Annotated in this window: 15 protein-coding genes and 2 pseudogenes; 6 read left to right on the top strand and 11 right to left on the bottom strand. The window is 50.4% G+C overall.

Going from position 1 to position 16,295, the window contains the following annotated elements:
- The first annotated feature begins 387 nt into the window (after window positions 1–387).
- Window positions 388–2,319 (top strand): LTA synthase family protein, encoded by a 1,932-nt coding sequence (locus tag NST29_RS01245; RefSeq protein ID WP_061912482.1) that lies wholly within the window; start codon window positions 388–390, stop codon window positions 2,317–2,319.
- Window positions 2,320–2,337: 18 nt separating this feature from the next.
- On the opposite strand, the pseudogene NST29_RS01240 reads toward NST29_RS01245, so the two are convergent.
- From NST29_RS01240 to NST29_RS01195, 10 genes and pseudogenes are all read right to left on the bottom strand, one after another.
- Window positions 2,338–2,559, bottom strand: a pseudogene (locus NST29_RS01240) (S8 family serine peptidase); the annotation flags it as partial.
- Window positions 2,560–2,618: 59 nt separating this feature from the next.
- Complete coding sequence (locus NST29_RS01235) at window positions 2,619–3,347, bottom strand: N-acetylmuramoyl-L-alanine amidase (protein WP_061912470.1); 729 nt, start codon at window positions 3,345–3,347, stop codon at window positions 2,619–2,621.
- Window positions 3,348–3,555: 208 nt separating this feature from the next.
- Entirely contained in the window at window positions 3,556–4,701 is a 1,146-nt protein-coding gene (locus NST29_RS01230; protein WP_033023649.1) for an ABC transporter permease, read from the bottom strand.
- 1 nt (window position 4,702) lies between these two features.
- Window positions 4,703–5,353, bottom strand: a complete 651-nt coding sequence (locus NST29_RS01225) for an ABC transporter permease (RefSeq protein ID WP_339232596.1) — start codon at window positions 5,351–5,353, stop codon at window positions 4,703–4,705.
- 21 nt (window positions 5,354–5,374) lie between these two features.
- Window positions 5,375–6,127: an IS21-like element helper ATPase IstB gene (istB, locus tag NST29_RS01220; protein WP_033019214.1), complete on the bottom strand. Its 753-nt coding sequence runs from the start codon at window positions 6,125–6,127 to the stop codon at window positions 5,375–5,377.
- Window positions 6,124–7,629 (bottom strand): IS21 family transposase, encoded by a 1,506-nt coding sequence (istA, locus tag NST29_RS01215; protein ID WP_033019222.1) that lies wholly within the window; start codon window positions 7,627–7,629, stop codon window positions 6,124–6,126. Before istA ends, istB begins: the two co-directional genes overlap by 4 nt.
- 132 nt (window positions 7,630–7,761) lie before the next feature.
- Complete coding sequence (locus NST29_RS01210; RefSeq protein WP_339232595.1) at window positions 7,762–8,274, bottom strand: ABC transporter permease; 513 nt, start codon at window positions 8,272–8,274, stop codon at window positions 7,762–7,764.
- 33 nt (window positions 8,275–8,307) lie between these two features.
- On the bottom strand, window positions 8,308–9,246 hold the full coding sequence (locus NST29_RS01205; protein WP_172418738.1) for an ABC transporter ATP-binding protein: 939 nt from the start codon (window positions 9,244–9,246) through the stop codon (window positions 8,308–8,310).
- 102 nt (window positions 9,247–9,348) lie between these two features.
- On the bottom strand, window positions 9,349–10,455 hold the full coding sequence (locus tag NST29_RS01200; RefSeq protein WP_172418737.1) for a sensor histidine kinase: 1,107 nt from the start codon (window positions 10,453–10,455) through the stop codon (window positions 9,349–9,351).
- Between the two features lie 9 nt (window positions 10,456–10,464).
- Window positions 10,465–11,130, bottom strand: a complete 666-nt coding sequence (locus NST29_RS01195; protein WP_172418736.1) for a response regulator transcription factor — start codon at window positions 11,128–11,130, stop codon at window positions 10,465–10,467.
- 311 nt (window positions 11,131–11,441) lie between these two features.
- Between NST29_RS01195 and NST29_RS01190 the strand changes: the two genes are divergently transcribed.
- Window positions 11,442–11,621, top strand: coding sequence for a DinB family protein (locus tag NST29_RS01190; protein WP_033842633.1), 180 nt, complete (start codon window positions 11,442–11,444; stop codon window positions 11,619–11,621).
- A gap of 84 nt (window positions 11,622–11,705) precedes the next feature.
- On the opposite strand, the pseudogene NST29_RS01185 reads toward NST29_RS01190, so the two are convergent.
- Window positions 11,706–12,163 (bottom strand): annotated as a pseudogene (locus NST29_RS01185) (DsbA family oxidoreductase); the annotation flags it as partial.
- 252 nt (window positions 12,164–12,415) lie between these two features.
- Here NST29_RS01185 and NST29_RS01180 point away from each other — a divergent pair.
- The 4 genes from NST29_RS01180 to NST29_RS01165 all read left to right on the top strand — a co-directional run bounded on the left by NST29_RS01180 (window position 12,416) and on the right by NST29_RS01165 (window position 16,209).
- Complete coding sequence (locus tag NST29_RS01180) at window positions 12,416–13,216, top strand: ABC transporter ATP-binding protein (RefSeq protein ID WP_033842634.1); 801 nt, start codon at window positions 12,416–12,418, stop codon at window positions 13,214–13,216.
- Window positions 13,213–14,139, top strand: coding sequence for an iron-hydroxamate ABC transporter substrate-binding protein (locus NST29_RS01175; protein WP_033842635.1), 927 nt, complete (start codon window positions 13,213–13,215; stop codon window positions 14,137–14,139). Before NST29_RS01180 ends, NST29_RS01175 begins: the two co-directional genes overlap by 4 nt.
- 67 nt (window positions 14,140–14,206) lie before the next feature.
- On the top strand, window positions 14,207–15,214 hold the full coding sequence (locus NST29_RS01170) for an iron ABC transporter permease (protein WP_339232593.1): 1,008 nt from the start codon (window positions 14,207–14,209) through the stop codon (window positions 15,212–15,214).
- Window positions 15,211–16,209 carry an iron ABC transporter permease gene (locus tag NST29_RS01165; RefSeq protein WP_033842637.1) on the top strand — a complete coding sequence of 333 codons (999 nt, stop codon included), beginning with the start codon at window positions 15,211–15,213 and terminating at the stop codon, window positions 16,207–16,209. Before NST29_RS01170 ends, NST29_RS01165 begins: the two co-directional genes overlap by 4 nt.
- Window positions 16,210–16,295 lie beyond the last annotated feature (86 nt).

Raw genomic sequence — 16,295 nt, 5'->3', positions numbered from 1 at the left:
TATACCAAAAATAACCCGTTCTCGGTACGGGACAATTTTTATCATAACCGTAAATCCGGGTAATAAAATGGGTAAAGAGCATGGACATCGGGACAAACTTGTTGAAACTTTTTTCGTTGCGATTCGTCTATAATAAATGGCAGTCCATTCCTCGCCGCCGCATCCAGCCAAACGAGGAAGGAGGCGTTCATCATCCCGAAAAACATTCCATTGACTTTTGGCAAAAGAAGTATTATGCTACTTGACATGGAGACGATCCGATGTAAAATGATGTAAGAACGCAACGTGCATATTTCATATAAAAGAGAAATGTAGGATGGAAGAATACGAGGTAAAGGAGGAGAAGAGGACGTGAACGCCAAAAAAACAGGAAAAACTTGGTTAACGATGTGCCGTTCTCTCTCTAACCAATATATTGGTTTTTTTATTTTGGCGGTGCTGTTGTTTTGGCTGAAGACGTACATCGCCTATTTGGCCGAGTTTAACCTCGGCATCAGCAATTCAATGCAGGAACTTTTGCTGCTGATCAACCCGATCAGTTCGGCAGTGTTTTTCTTAGGGTTGGCGCTCCTCGCAAAGGATGCGCGCTTCTACCGCTGGATCATCATTATTAATTTCATTTTGTCGTTCATCTTATACGCTAACATCGTCTATTACCGCTTTTTCAGCGATTTCATTACATTACCGACGTTGACGCAAACGAAAAACTTCGGCGATTTGGGCGGAAGCATTTGGGAATTGCTGAAGTGGTACGATGTGTTTTATTTCTTGGATACGGCCATTTTGGCGGCGCTTGTGATCTCTAAGCGCGTTCCGCTCCCGCAAGTGCAAGCCGGCCGCTTCAAAAAAAGCATTGTATTCGCTTCAGCCATTCTGATGTTCAGCGTCAATTTGGCGCTCGCTGAGGCTGACCGCCCGCAACTGCTGACGAGAACGTTTGACCGCAACTATATCGTCAAATATTTAGGGGTATACAACTATTTGATTTACGACGCGTTCCAAAGCATGAAATCATCGACACAACGGGCGTTTGCGAACAAAAGCGACATCACGACGGTGCTGAACCACGTGCAGGCGACATACGCCAAACCGAACCCGAAATATTTCGGGGTGGCGAAAGGCAAAAACGTCATTTACATTCATTTGGAATCTCTTCAAAATTTTATCATTAACTACAAGTTGGATGGGGAAGAGGTCACGCCGTTTTTGAACTCGCTCACCCGTGATCCGAATACGTTCTATTTTGACAACTTTTTCCATCAAACCGGGCAAGGAAAAACGTCGGACGCGGAGTTCATGTTGGAAAACTCGTTGTACGGCCTGCCACAAGGCGCCGTCTTTACGACCAAGGGACAAAATACGTACCATGCGGCTCCGGCCATTTTGCATCAATACGGCTATACAAGCGCCGTTTTCCACGGCAACTACAAAACGTTCTGGAACCGCGACGAAATTTATAAGTCGTTCGGCTTTGACCACTTTTTTGACGCGAGCTACTACGATATGAACGACGAAGACGTCTTGAACTACGGTCTGAAAGACAAACCGTTCTTCCGGGAGTCGATCCCGCTGTTAGAGACGTTGAAAGAGCCGTTCTATGTAAAATTCATTACGTTGTCGAACCACTTCCCGTACCCGATCAGCGAGGAAGACGCTACGATCCCGCCGGCAACGACTGGCGACGGCTCGGTCGACCGTTATTTCCAAACGGCTCGCTACTTGGATGAGGCTGTCAAAGAGTTCTTTGATTATCTGAAAAAATCGGGCCTGTACGACCGCTCGGTCATCATTTTGTATGGCGACCATTACGGCATTTCCGAAAACCATAACAAAGCCATGGCACAAATTTTAGGAAAAGAAATTACGCCGTACGAACATGCCCAATTGCAGCGGGTACCGCTATTTATCCACGTTCCGGGCGTCAAAGGCGGCGTCATTCACGAGTTTGGCGGGCAAATCGACTTACTGCCGACGCTGCTGCACTTGCTTGGCATCGATACGAAAAACTATGTCCACTTTGGAACAGACTTGTTGTCGCCGGACCATCAAGAGATCATCCCGTTCCGCAACGGCGATTTTGTCACACCGACAGTCACGGCCGTCAACGGGAAATACTATGATACAAAAACGGGCGAACCGCTCAAAGAAACGCCGGAAATCAAGCGTCTTGAACAAATCGTGCGCACGAAGCTCGATTTGTCGGATAAAGTCGTTTACGGCGATTTGCTCCGGTTCTACACGCCCAAAGGCTTTAAACCGGTCGATCCGTCGAAATACGATTATAACAACCGTGAAGACGAAGAGGGAAGCGCTCACTAAGCGCCTCCCTCTTTTTTTCTAGCCTTGCCGCAGCCGCTCGACAGCCCGTTTCGCATTTACGTAGCCCGCCCCGTATACGTTCGGGTCGCGCCCCTTCCACAAATCGGCACCGTCTTTTAACGCCTGCTTGATTTCATCCGGCGTCGCGGTTGGTTTCGCCTGAAGCATTAACGCGACAATGCCGGCGCAAATCGGCGTTGCCATCGATGTGCCGGACATCGTCGTATAATAATCACCGATCCCCTAGGACAAACGGACAAAACCACATGCCCGTCTAAAAGCCAGACAAACGTTTTTCGTCACTTCTCGACCTGTTCGAGCACAATCCGCTTCGCTTTTCCTAAATAATGTTCCACTTGGCGCAGCGCGTTTTCCGGTTTAGCAAAGGCGCCAACTTGCTTGCCATCAACGATCACACGCGTCAATCTTTGAACGCTTGGCTCATCCGGATCCTGCTCAGGAGGATTGTTCGGTGTCCCTTCTTTTTTTCTCAATCCGAGCGCCCGTTCTAGTCCGTTGACATGACCGCGGGCAATCGTCCGCAAAAATTCGGTGTCCGCCAATTTTTTTGCGTCTTCCTCATTATCGATAAACCCGTTCTCCGTCAACACCGCCGCCATCGCTGTCTCCCTTAGCACATGAAAATTCGCCTTCTTTTTTCCACGGTCGCGGAATCCTGTCGCCCGAATCACTTCTTCATGCAGCACATCACGAATGCGCGCCGTTCGGGAATTTTCCGACAGCTCGTAGTAAATGTAATCTTCGTATCCCGTGCCACCGCCCGCGTTCACGTGGATCGAAACGTATAAATCGGCCCCCCAGCGGTTGGCTCGCTCCGTCCGCTCGTTCAATGACACCGTTTCATCTTTTGTCCGGCTCAGTTGCACGGAAACTCCTTCGTACTCACTTTGCAAAAGGCGGCTCATCTCCAAGGCGATGGACAGCGTGATGTCTTTCTCCCGCAATCCGTTACCGACCGCCCCAGTGTCCGTCCCCCCGTGACCGGGGTCAAGAAAAATGTTCACCATCGCGCTTCTCTCTCCCACCCTTCTCGCTTAGGAATCTGTCACTATTAGCATAAGCATAACGAGCGAAAATGCGATGGACAGTTTCCCAAAACCGATAAAATAAGGCACAGCCATCTGCTTCGGCTGTGCTTGATTTAAGGACTACCCAACGGTTCCACACCAATGAAGGCCTCTTGCACCGCTAGCGATCAACAACCATTCAACATCGTTACACAAATTGTCCATTCTGCTGACTTCGGCTGAACGTATAAACAGCAATAAGGAAAAAGGTCAGTGCAAACGCGAGAAGAATCAACACATGCAAATACAAACTGCCAAAAGAACGCCCCTCCTGCAGCTTCACTAAGAAATCAAGCGTCCACCGTTGCGGTAGAAAGTACGCCGCCTTTTGCAAAAACTTCGGCATCAACTCGACGGGCCAAAAACAGCCGGCCAGCATGCAGGTCGGAACGGTGATCAATGGCTGCAGCGCTCCGGCGGAGGTGGAGCTGTTCGCCACCATCACCGTAATCAAAGCCAACCCGATTGCCGATAAAGAGAAAACGAAAAGTACGAGGGCCATTTGCCACATCGGAACGTTAGGATAAATATGAAAGATGTTTTTCATCGCCACAAAGGTCACGATCATCTGTACCGTTATGACCAACACATTCACCACAACATTCGATAACACATACGTTCTGGCTTGAATCGGTGTCGTCAATAATCGAGAATACGTGCGCTCTTCTCTTTCTTTGAGGATGATCTCCGTCAAATTTCCCGCTGACATTACCATGATCATGAGCAAGTAGCCGATCGTTTGATACGTGATCGCTTTTTGTTTGGACGTATCGGATAAGGAGTGAATAGCTAACCGGAACGGTGCGTGTTGATACCGTTCATACATTTTCCAAAAGAGATCGGTGTTTCCATTGGCCAATCGCCCCAATGTGGCCAGATGATCAATGTATTCATGCAAGTATGATTTGATAAACGTAGTGATTTCCGCTCCCTTGAGCGAGACGAGTTCAATCGGCCGAGGTTGGCCGTGCTGGACGCTTTTGGAAAACCCTTGGCGAAAAATCAACACGCCATCCACCTTTTGCGAGGTGATTTGGTCGTCCACTGCTGACAACGTGACGCTTTTCACTGATAGATGGTCAATGTTTTTCAGAAAATGGATCGTATCATCGGTAATCCGTCCATGATCCTCATTGACGATCCCGATGCGCACCTCCTTGACAGGGTTGCTCCCGGCCGCAAACAAAGACAAAAGAATTGCCGCCAACGGCGTGCCAAAGTATAACAAAAAATTGATTTTTCGACGGAACGTTCGCTTTAACGTATACTTCACCAACCAAATCACATCGTTCACCCTATAATCCCTCCCGTCTCGCTACAGACGCCACCGCGATCAATAAAAACAACGCCGCTAGACCGACATTGAGAAGCATGGTTGGAACCACGCTGGACACATCGTTGGCATATACCATTTTAAAAATCGTTTCATTCATCCAAGAAAGCGGCGACAAATGAGCAAACCACTTCGTTTCATCGATCGGAAAATAAGCACCCCCGAAAAAAGAAACGAGCTGAATGAGGATCATCGCTATCGTTCGCGCCGCTCCTTCCGTCCTTGCCAGATAGCTCATCCCTAGCCCGAAGCTTATGGCCAATACCACCTCAGTCAACAGAAGCAAATATACGAGACTGAGGTGACGCCCCCAATACGCGTGAAAAACAAGTTTACTAAACAAGATCACTACGGCCACACAAAGAAAATTCGCCACGATGTTTCCGGCCAGTTTTCCAATAAAAATCTCGCTTTTGCGAACAGGGGCCGCCAAAAGGCGGTCAGCCGTCTTCCGCGTCCGCTCTCCCCGCAACAAAGAGCTGCCAGGCAATGCGCTATACAAAGCGATCATGGTCGTCATCGCCACCGCATAATAATCCATCGCCCCCGGTTTTCGTTTGGAACGCTGTTTTTTGCAAGCAAAAAGTGCAGAGAATTGCAAGAAAAAATACATAGGCTTGCCGGCTCAATGAATTTACCTTTCAACCGAGTGAGAAGGGAGCGACTGAACGGCAGAAAGCGCGTGCCGTAAGCGGTAGCTCTCTCCCGTAAACGCGAGAATGTGGGCGTGATGGACCAAACGATCCACCAGCGCTGCCGTCAGGCGGTTGTCCCCAAACACTCGATTCCACTGTCCAAACTCTAAATTCGATGTCACGATGACACTTTTTCGTTCATAACAATCGGCAATGATGTGAAACAGCAGTTCCGATCCCTGCTTTTGGAAAGGTACATAGCCAAGTTCGTCCAAAATCAACAGCTCGCATGTGTCGATTTGCCGTTTGAGCCGTCCGAGGGTGCCGTCTTTTAACGCCTCTTCGAGCTGGGCGACAAGATCGGCGACACGGAAAAACCGAACTTCATGGCCCCGTTCACACGCTTTTAATCCTAATGCGGTGGCGAGATGGGTTTTTCCTGTTCCCGGCGAACCTAAAAGCAGGACGTTCTGTTTTTGCTCCAAAAAGCGAAGGTCGCAAAGTTCTTCCTTCGAGGTCGTGGTCGGCCAATGAATCTGATCCGACCATTCATAATCTTTGAGCCATTTCAACTCCCGGAACTTCGCCTTCTTGATCAATCGAGCCTGTTTTGCTTTCTGACGGAACGACAGCTCCAACGCCAACACATCACGCAAAAACTGTTCCTTGGTCTCGTAGGCCACCTCCTCGAATCGATCCGCGATGTACGCCAAATGCAGGGCTTTACAAATCTCTTTTAAATCCATCTTCATGCCCGGCTTCCCCCTTCCTTTGACGGACAAAGACGTTGATCATACACATGTAAATCGGTTTCATAGTCGACTAAAACGGAAGGGGTATAGGCTTCTTCCCATTTCGCGGGATACTCCGAACGCTTCGCCTCCATCAACACCCCGATCTCATGGGGCGTCAAATCCCACCGTTGATACTTGTCAAGCCACTGGGCGATCTCATAGACGGTGTACCGCTCCAGCAGCTTCTGCACTCCTCGAATGCGTGATGCCGTCTGTTTCGGTTGTTCCATGAAGTATTTCCTAATGGCCTCCGGCAAGTAAACTCGAAACCGCGAATACTCCACCACCCGGGGCTTTTGCGCCCATTCCGCCAAAATGTCCTTCCAAGGGAGCTCCCGTCGCTTTTTCGTGTACGGCCTTGGCGCTTCCAGGTACACCTCCCCTTCCTGGGACAAAACCATGAAACGATCCCATTCCTTTTTGACAAGGACACGGTTGGGAACCGGGATCCCATGAACCACAAACGCCTCCCCATCCACCGTTACTTCCCCGTATTTATTGACATTAGCGTGGTGGAAGGAGAAGATCGGGAGATCTCTCTCCGGCAGGACAAGCAACTCCTTTTGTTCTTCCTGCCATAATTCCTCAATGGTTCTCCCTTTTTCATAGTGGGGGCGGGCTCGATCTTCGATCATCTTGCGATGCAGCCACTCCGCCAGTTCTTCATCCCCCTCGATCAACGGAGCAGGGACAAAGCAGTGTTGACGAGTATAGTAAACTTTCCGTTCGACATTCCCTTTTTCGTGTCCGCTATACGGATTGCACGCCTGTACGTCAAACCCATAATGAAGCCGGAATCGCTCAAATGCTTCAGTATATTGACGTTCGCCTCCTTTTCGAATCGAAACCACCGCCGCCGCCAAATTGTCGATGCGCAGTTTTCTCGGGACGCCTCCGGCCTGTCGAAAGAGCTGAGTGAGCCCGTGAAGAAAACATTCGCTGTTTTCCGCCGGCAATGGATACGCATACGCGGCGTTGCTGTACGGAAAGCTCAAAATCAGAATTGATCGGTCTTCCTCTTTTCCCTCCTTCGTCACAACGGACATGGTGCCGAAATCCACCTGCGCTTCCCCCGGAGGGTGTTCCAGCCTCTCGTAACGTTGTTCCTTCTCCAGCTTAAGCTGAGGTCTTCGTTTTTGAACGTAGGCGCAAACCGTTCGATAAGACCCTTTAAAGCCATGTTCCTGCTTTAATTGTTCGTACATCTTCTTGCTTGTCCGCCGTTGTTTTCTTGGCAGTTTGGCGTCCTCCTCCAGCCAGTCATCAATGATTTGACCGTATCCTTCTTCCTCCATCATTCCCCGTTTTCTCTTTATTTTTTGTCTGACCGAAATGTCTCCATCCGCATATTTCTTGACTGTTCTCCAGTTAAATCCCGTCCTGCGGACAATTTCGGAAAGCGATAACCCTTTCTTTTCACGCAAATGTTTGATATGATGAATTTCAGGCATTGCTAGCATCCTTTCTTTACCTCCACTGTTTTGTTCTTCACAACCTTAACAGTAGAGGGAATTTTAGGAGCTGGCAAGCCTTTTTTTATGCCATGAAGCTCTGCACTTTTTTGTTGCAGAACTCTGTACTTTCATTTTGCACTAAACAGAACGCAGCGATCGTTCTTGAATGTACTCCCCATGCGGATTTCGATTGGGCTGAAACGAACCCGGCTGCCCTTGCGAAACGGCCATGGCCAGCTGATATTGGCCGACAAACGCGGCCATCACTCCTTGAACAATCCTCCCTTTTACCTTGTTATGTTCATTCGTGTACAACTCGACCCCATGTAAGCCGATCTCGACGTATCCATCGGCTTTTCCGTCCTGGACCGCTTGCTTTCCATTCATATCGTCCGGCACCTTTTGAAAATTGATATGGGCTTTCTTCGCCTCTTGAGCCATGGCGTGAATCGATGCCGACAACTGCCCGGCTGTTTGGTCTTTGTAGAAGACGCGTACCTCACCGACAGAAATCGTCCATTGGAACGCGTGAGAAAGGGCTGTTCCTAAGATGAACATGAGTACGATCGGAAACAGCAGCATGAAAAACAGCGTCCGGGCATCACGAAAATCGCTTTTGATCTCCTTTACCGCGATCCGAACAATATTCAAAAGAAGCACCTCCTTTGCCCAATGAAAGATCGGTCATGAATCCCGCAAATTTCTCCCCGTCAGCGTAAGAAAAACGGTTTCTAAATTCGGTGATTGGTCTTCGAGCGACCGGATCTCCACCCCGTCATTGATCAAACATTGCACAATTTGATTTAAATGATTGACATTGATGTCCGAACTGATTTTAATTATATTTTCTTCACATTGCACCGCCTTGACCCCGGGAATGTCTTGCAGATGCTGCTTGTTGAGCTGATCCATGCCCCTGATTTCGATCCAAATATCTTTTGTATCGGTAATCATCGCTTCCAATTGCTCCTTTGTCCCCTCTGCGATGATCTTTCCATGATCAATGATCGCGATTCGTGTACAAATTTCTTCAACTTCCTCCATGTAATGGCTTGTATAAATCATCGTACATCCCATGTCATTGAGCTTTTTGACCGCAGCTAAAATATCATTTCGCGACTGCGGATCGATGCCGACTGTTGGTTCGTCCATAATGATGAGCTTCGGCCGATGGGCGATCGCACAGGCGATATTGAGCCTCCGTTTCATCCCGCCTGAGAAATGCTTCGGATAACGTTTGCCTTTATCGCTCAAGCCAACAAACTCAAGCGCCTCTTCCACCCGCTGGCGCAGCTCCGCGCCGCGCAGTCCATACAATCCGGCAAAGAACTCTACATTCTCATACGCCGTCAAATTTTCATAGATGGCGATTTCTTGAGGCACGATGCCGATCTGTCGTTTGGCAAACTGGCGGTGCCTCGTGATGTCCTTGCCGAGAATCGTGATTTCACCTGCGTTCGGGCGCAGCAACCCGGCAATCATATTGATCGTGGTGCTTTTTCCCGCTCCGTTGGCTCCGAGAAAGCCAAAGATTTCTCCTTCGGCGACAGAGAGGGACATATGATCCACCGCAATGAAGTCGCCAAATTTTTTCGTGACCTGCTTGATTTCCAACATGTTCACCGTTCCACCTTCTTTCCATACTTGGTGTTATTGATTATAGAAAAAAAGATGAACTCCTGTAAGTGCAGGAATTCATCTCGTTGACATGAGAAAACTCACGAATTACTCATGAATCGGAAGCAACGTTGTGACAGAGAACCCGTTTGTCCCATCGACAATGACCGTGCCATGAACAGAGGCCGCCCGTTCCTCCATGCCGATGATCCCAAGCCCTTTCTTGATCTTGGTCGCACCTTTCCCGTTATCTTTCACTTCCACCTTGATGACTCGATTCAAGACGTGAATCTCAACGGCAATGGCGGTGGCCTCGGCGTATTTGATCGCATTCGTCAACGCCTCGGCCATGTTCTCATAAATAACTTTCCATTGGATTGGCGTAATCACATCCAAATCCCCTTTGCATACGAGTGGAATCGGGAGATGATGTTGGGCGGAAAACTCATCAATAAATAATTTCACCCGATTGATCCCCATTTGCTCAGGCGGCGGTTTCATTTGTTTTAAGGTCATCCGGATTTGTTCAATGCCTTCTTTGGAAATGTGGATGGCGTTTTCCAACAATTGTTTTGCCTTGTTGCGGTCTCCATCCATCAACCGTTTGGCCGCCTCCATCTGAATGAGCGCCCCCGTCAGCGAATGGCCGATTTGGTCATGAATGCGCTGTGACAGACGGTTTCGCTCTTCTAATTGCAACATATATTCCGATTGCTTGATATATTGATGATATTCGTTGACACTCCTTGTCAGCCGATGCCAATCGTTACGCAGTTGATCCAAACGATCTTCTTGTTGTTTCATCCGCTCAAGATGGCGCTTGGCGGTCGTCACGCTGACAAGACTGAACAACGCCACAAGACCATACAATTTCGCTGCCGAAGGGCCAAGCCAAACCATAGGAACAAGCAGCACCACCCATATCCCCCATCGTCGGGGAATATAGAACGAAGCCAACTCATATCCATTGAGAGGCAGCAATAAACCAAATGACGGCTCCACATAGGCGCTTGAAAGGATCACAAGGAAAACGGAACACAGCGCCGCTCCCTTTTTCCACCTTACATTTCGAACGATAGAAGCAAACAAACTGAGACAAAAATAAATCAGAGAGGACAAGACAAACCAAGATTCATTCCTCTGTTCCGATGAGATATAATCAAGCGCTGCATATCCCCATACAATGAGTTTGTAAAACAGAAGCAAACGTTCCATACCGCTCCCTCAACCGATTTTCCCCGTCAGGTAATAAACAGCGATTTGCGTTCGATGCTGCAATCCCGTTTTATTGAAAATGGACGTAATGTAATTAGCCACCGTTCCCTCGGAGATCAATAGCTGGCTGGCAATTTCTTTATTCGAAAGCCCTTTCGCAATGAGCGCCATAATGTCCAACTCTCGCTCAGTAAACAGACGTTTGTCGATTTTCGGCGTCGATCCTTTTTCTTCTTTGAGATTGGACTTGATTTTTTCCATGACCACCTCTTGCATGACCACTTGACCGTGATAAACGGCTTTGATCGCTTCCCGGATTCGCTCTGGATCGGTATTTTTTAAAAAATATCCCTTTGCGCCGTATTGGATGGCATCCATAATGTACTCATCATCATCAAACGTCGTCAAAATCAGCGGCTTTGTCTTCGTCTGCTCACAGATGAGCTTCGTCGCTTCGACGCCGTTCATGTTCGGCATGCGCACATCCAATAACGCAATATCGACTTCATGATGCCGGCAATATTCCACCGCCTCTTTCCCATCACTTACGGTCGCGACGACATCAAACTCGTCATACGTGCTTAAGATGATCCGCAGCCCTTCGCGGACAAAGGAATTGTCATCGGCAATGAGCACTTTGATCCGCAGCGGATCGGGCGCAGAGGTCTGTTTCATCTTTCCCCACCCTTTCCTCATCCACTTTGCGTTTTCCCATTCATCGTCATGTGTGGACGCGCTGAACGATTTACTTTCATTGTAATGAATAAGAGGAGTTTCTTCCATTGCCATGAAGGAAAGGGAGCTCAGGCAGGAGTGATATGATTCCACCTAGATGGCTGGTGAAAAACAGTTGTTTCTTTTGAGCAATTGGGGAGCGTTTGAAAGACGATCCTGATGCGACAAGGTTTTTCTATTTGAGAAACAGGCTTGATAAGAGGCTTGCTCCCTTAAATCACCAGCCTCCTAGGGGTGGAGCGGTAAACGTGATGATCGATGAAGAGCCCGCCATGTTGCAAATTGATGTTTCCGACTTTGGCATTCACATCCCAACCACGCAGCTGCTGCAAATGGCGATGGATCACGAAATCCACCATAAAGGCCAGCTGTTCGCCTACGTCCGCGCGATGGGGCATACGGACTTGCCGCTGTTTGTAAAGCGAGGCTGATTTGCCTTCATCCTACCGGCCTCACCTCAATAGGAATGGCAAAAAACAACCGGCTCGGAGGACTCGAGCCGGTTGTTCATTTGCTTAACGGACGGATTCGTCGATCGAGCAGTTGCCGTCCGTGCATGCCCCGCCTCCGTCAGCGAGCGGCCGCAACGGCAAAGCTTGTTGTTCCTCCTCCCACACTGTTTCTAGCGCCCGCCGGAACACATCGACCGGCTGAGCCCCAGAAATGGCATACTTTCTATTCAGCACGAAAAACGGCACACCGCGGACACCAAGCCGGGCCGCTTCCGCTTCATCGTTTCGCACTTGCTCTGTGTAGCGGCTGCCATGAAGCACCGCTTCCGTCTCGCTTCGGTCAAGCCGGGCCGCTTCCGCGATGTCAAGGAGCACGGCGCGGTCGCTGATTCGCTTTGATTCGGTGAAATACGCGAAAAACAGCCGTTCGACGACATCATCAAGCTTCCTTTTTCCTTCGCGTATTGCGCCAAGCGATGAGCGTCAAACGTATTCGTCGGCTTCATCGTCTCGAAGCGGAAGCCGCCGTGAATTTAGACGGCCATGCCGACGATTCCATGGACACGCCCGAGTCAAACAGTTTGGCGATGACCGTTTCTTTGAACGATGCGCATCTTTTGGTCGACCATCGAGACCACGCAAATGGATGCCTTGTTCGCAAGTAAAACAGATTGTTATTTTTAAAAAATCATTGCGTTTTTCATCGGATTCGCTATAATAAGATTGTTATTGATATTGATTATCATTTTCCTAGTTCAAAAGGAGGTGGCCGCATGGTCCGCCTATACGCCGAAGGACTGACCGTCCGCTACGATGACCGGACGATTTTTGAACGCTTGTCCGTCCGCATTCCCGACCGGCAAATCACCGCCATGATCGGTCCGAACGGGTGCGGCAAGTCGACGCTGCTCAAGACGCTGACGCGCATCATTTCCCCGCAATCCGGGGCGGTGATGTTGGATGGCCGAGCGATTTCACAACAGCCAACGAAAGAGCTGGCGAAAAAAATGGCCATTTTGCCGCAGACGCCGGAAGCGACAAGCGGATTGACCGTCGGTGAGCTCGTCTCGTACGGCCGCTTTCCTTATCAAAGAGGATTTGGCCGTTTAACAAAAAAAGATTACGAAGCGATCGACTGGGCGCTTGCCGTGACAAAAACAGCCGAGTTGAAACATCGGCCGGTTGATGCCCTCTCCGGCGGACAGCGGCAGCGCGTCTGGATCGCCATGGCGCTCGCGCAAGAGACGGACATCATCTTTTTGGACGAACCGACGACGTATTTGGACATCGCCCATCAGCTTGAGGTGCTCGAGCTGCTTGAACGGCTGAACAAAGAAGAAGGGCGGACAATTGTGATGGTGCTCCATGACATTAACCAAGCGGCGCGGTTTGCCGACTATGTGATCGCTATGAAAGCGGGCCAAATCGTCAAAGCGGGGCCGAGCGAAGACGTCATTTGCCGCGATGTGCTTCGCGACGTGTTTGGCATTGACGCTGACATCGGCCGCGACCCGCGGACGAACAAGCCGGTTTGTTTCACCTATCATTTACTTAAGGAGGCTTATTCATCATGAGGAAAACATGGCTTTCCTTGTTGCTTCTTTTTATCCTTGTGTTAAGCGCCTGCGGCAACACAGCGGGCGACAACAAGAACAACAGCGCTTCACCAAAGGAAAAAAAGCCGGAAACGATTACGTACCAGTCGGAAAACGGACCGGTGAAAGTGCCGGCTGATCCGAAACGAGTCGTCGTCTTATCGACGTTTGCCGGCCATGTGCTTGCCTTAGGCGTTCCCATTGTCGGTGTGGATTCGTGGTCAAAAATGAGCCCGCTCTTTCAGGATAAACTGAAAGACGCACAAGTAGTGACAGACGAAGACATTGAAAAAATTGTGGCATTAAAACCGGATTTAATTATCGGATTATCGAATACAAAAAACGTTGACAAATTAAGCAAAATCGCTCCAACTGTCACGTTTACATACGGAAAAGTCGACTACTTGACACAGTTTTTGGAAATCGGCAAACTGTTAAATAAAGAAAAAGAAGCGAAAGCGTGGATTGACGACTTCAAACAACGGGCACAACAAGCCGGGGAAGACATCCGAGCGAAAATCGGCGAAAACGCGACCGTCACCGTAGCGGAAAACTTTGATAAGCAGCTGTATGTGTTCGGCAACAATTGGGCGCGCGGCACGGAAATTTTGTATCAAGAAATGAAGCTGAAAATGCCAAAAGCTGTCGAAGAGCAGGCGCTGAAACCGGGTTATTACGCCGTTTCCCTTGAAGCGCTGCCGCAGTTTGTCGGCGACTACCTCATCTTAAGCAAAAACAGTGATGGCGACACCTCGTTTATGGAAACGAACACGTTTAAAAACATCCCGGCGGTCAAAAACGGCCATCTGTTCGTCGCTGATGCCAAGGCGTTTTATTTCAATGACCCAATTACGTTAGACTACCAGCTCGATTTCTTTAAAAAACATTTTTTGGGCCAATAACAGATGAGACGGGCGTTCACACGCAGTGAATGTCCCGTCCTTTCTTGTGAAAAGGAGGAATCCGCCGATGGAAGCCAACCGCCGACGCGGGCCGTTTCGTTATACGTTTCCCTTCTCACTTGTCCTGCTGCTGGCCGTGTGGTTGAGCTCGATGGCGATCGGTGTCGCTGACACGACGTGGAGCGACGTATGGCGGGCGCTCTTCTCCAACGAACAAGGCAAACAGCTTGACGTGATTCGCGAGCTCCGTCTGCCGCGGGAAACAGCGGCGGCCTTTGTCGGCGCCGGACTCGCCGTCGCCGGGGCGATCATGCAAGGAATGACACGCAATCCGCTCGCTGACCCGGGACTGCTTGGCCTAACCGCTGGAGCGAACGCAGCGTTGGCCATAACGATGGCCTGTTTTCCTTCCGCCCATTATCTCTCAATCACCGTCGCTTGTCTGCTTGGGGCGGCTGCCGGGGCGGGGATGGTCTTTGGCATCGGCGCCGCCCGCAAAGGCGGCTTTTCACCATTGCGCATCGTCTTAGCCGGCTCGGCAATCTCAGCGCTTTTGTTTGCCGTCGCTGAAGGGGTTGGCCTTTATTTTCATATTTCCAAAGACGTTTCGATGTGGACATCGGGCGGGGTAGCCGGAACGTCGTGGAAACAGCTGTCAGTCATCATTCCGCTCATCGTGATCGGGCTCGCCATTGCCGTACGGTATTCGCGGCAGCTGACGATTCTTAGCTTGAGCGAAGACGTCGCCGTCGGCGTCGGGCAAAACACAGCGATTGTCAAAGCATGGCTATTTTTGGCTATCTTTTTATTGACAGGAGCGTCGGTCGCCATCGCCGGCAACATCACCTTCATCGGCTTGATGATCCCTCATCTTGTGCGCGCAATCGCCGGCGCCGATTACCGATTCATCATCCCGCTGTCGGCTACGGTCGGCGCGGCCGGCATGGTCGGCGCCGATACGGCGGCCCGTACGGTCAACGCCCCGTTTGAAACGCCGGTGGCAGCCATCGTTGCGGTGATCGGCTTGCCGTTTTTCCTGTTTGTCGTGCGAAAAAAAGGGAGGGGCTTTGAATGAGAATACGCATCACGATCGTGTTGGGGCTGCTTTTGTTGCTTATTGCCGCAACAGCCGCCATCGCGTTGGGCACCGGCGAGGCGCCGCTCCCGTACGAACGCATCGTGCCGACGCTGTTTGGCTACGGCTCGATGCAAGAAGAATTTATTTTGTTTTCTCTCCGCCTGCCGCGTATCGTGATTACGTTGCTCGCCGGGATGGCGCTCGCCCTATCGGGAGCGATGCTGCAAGGCATCACCCGAAATGAGCTCGCCGATCCGGGCATATTGGGCATCAACGCCGGTGCCGGCGCGGGCGTCGCTATATTCTTTTTATTTTTCCCGATTGAAGCCGGGACGTTTCTTTACGCGCTGCCGCTCGTCGCTTTCGTCGGAGCGCTGTTGACGGCAGCGGCCATTTACGCCGTTTCTTACAATCAAACAACCGGGCTGCAGCCGGTGTCCTTCATCTTGACCGGGGTCGGATTTTCGATGGCGCTCTCCGGGCTCATGATCGTCATCATTTCCGCCGCGGACCGAACGAAAGTCGACTTTATCGCCAGATGGCTTTACGGCAACATTTGGGGCGATGATTGGCCGTTTATTTGGGCGATGCTGCCGTGGCTTGTCATCGGTGCGTTAATCGGCCTGTATCGGGCGAAACGGCTAAACCTTTTGCATTTAGGCGATCCGGTCGCCATCGGGGTCGGCGTCCATGTTCGCCGCGAGCGGCTCGTGCTGATGACAACCGCCGTTGCCGTCGCGGCAGCGGCCGTCGCTGTAACCGGGGGCATCCCCTTTATCGGCTTAATGGCGCCGCATATCGCCAAAATGATCGTCGGCCCGCGCCATGAGCGGGCCATTCCGGCAGCGATGCTCATCGGCGGTTGGCTGCTGCTTGCCGCTGATACGATCGGGCGCAACGTTCTCGCCGAACCGCTTCCGGCAGGAGTGGTGGCGTCAATCATCGGTGCACCATACTTCATTTATTTGTTATGGAAGCGCGGAACCTTTTAACGACCATGAAAAAGCTCACAGGCAACAAAGCCCGTTCGCCTCTACTCCCGTTTCACGTGGGAGCGGGAAGTTTTCCGTTTGCGAGA

Source organism: Geobacillus sp. FSL W8-0026 (assembly GCF_037966255.1).
Classification (GTDB): Bacteria; Bacillota; Bacilli; order Bacillales; family Anoxybacillaceae; genus Geobacillus; species Geobacillus icigianus.
This window is presented reverse-complemented; position numbering and strand designations above follow the sequence as displayed.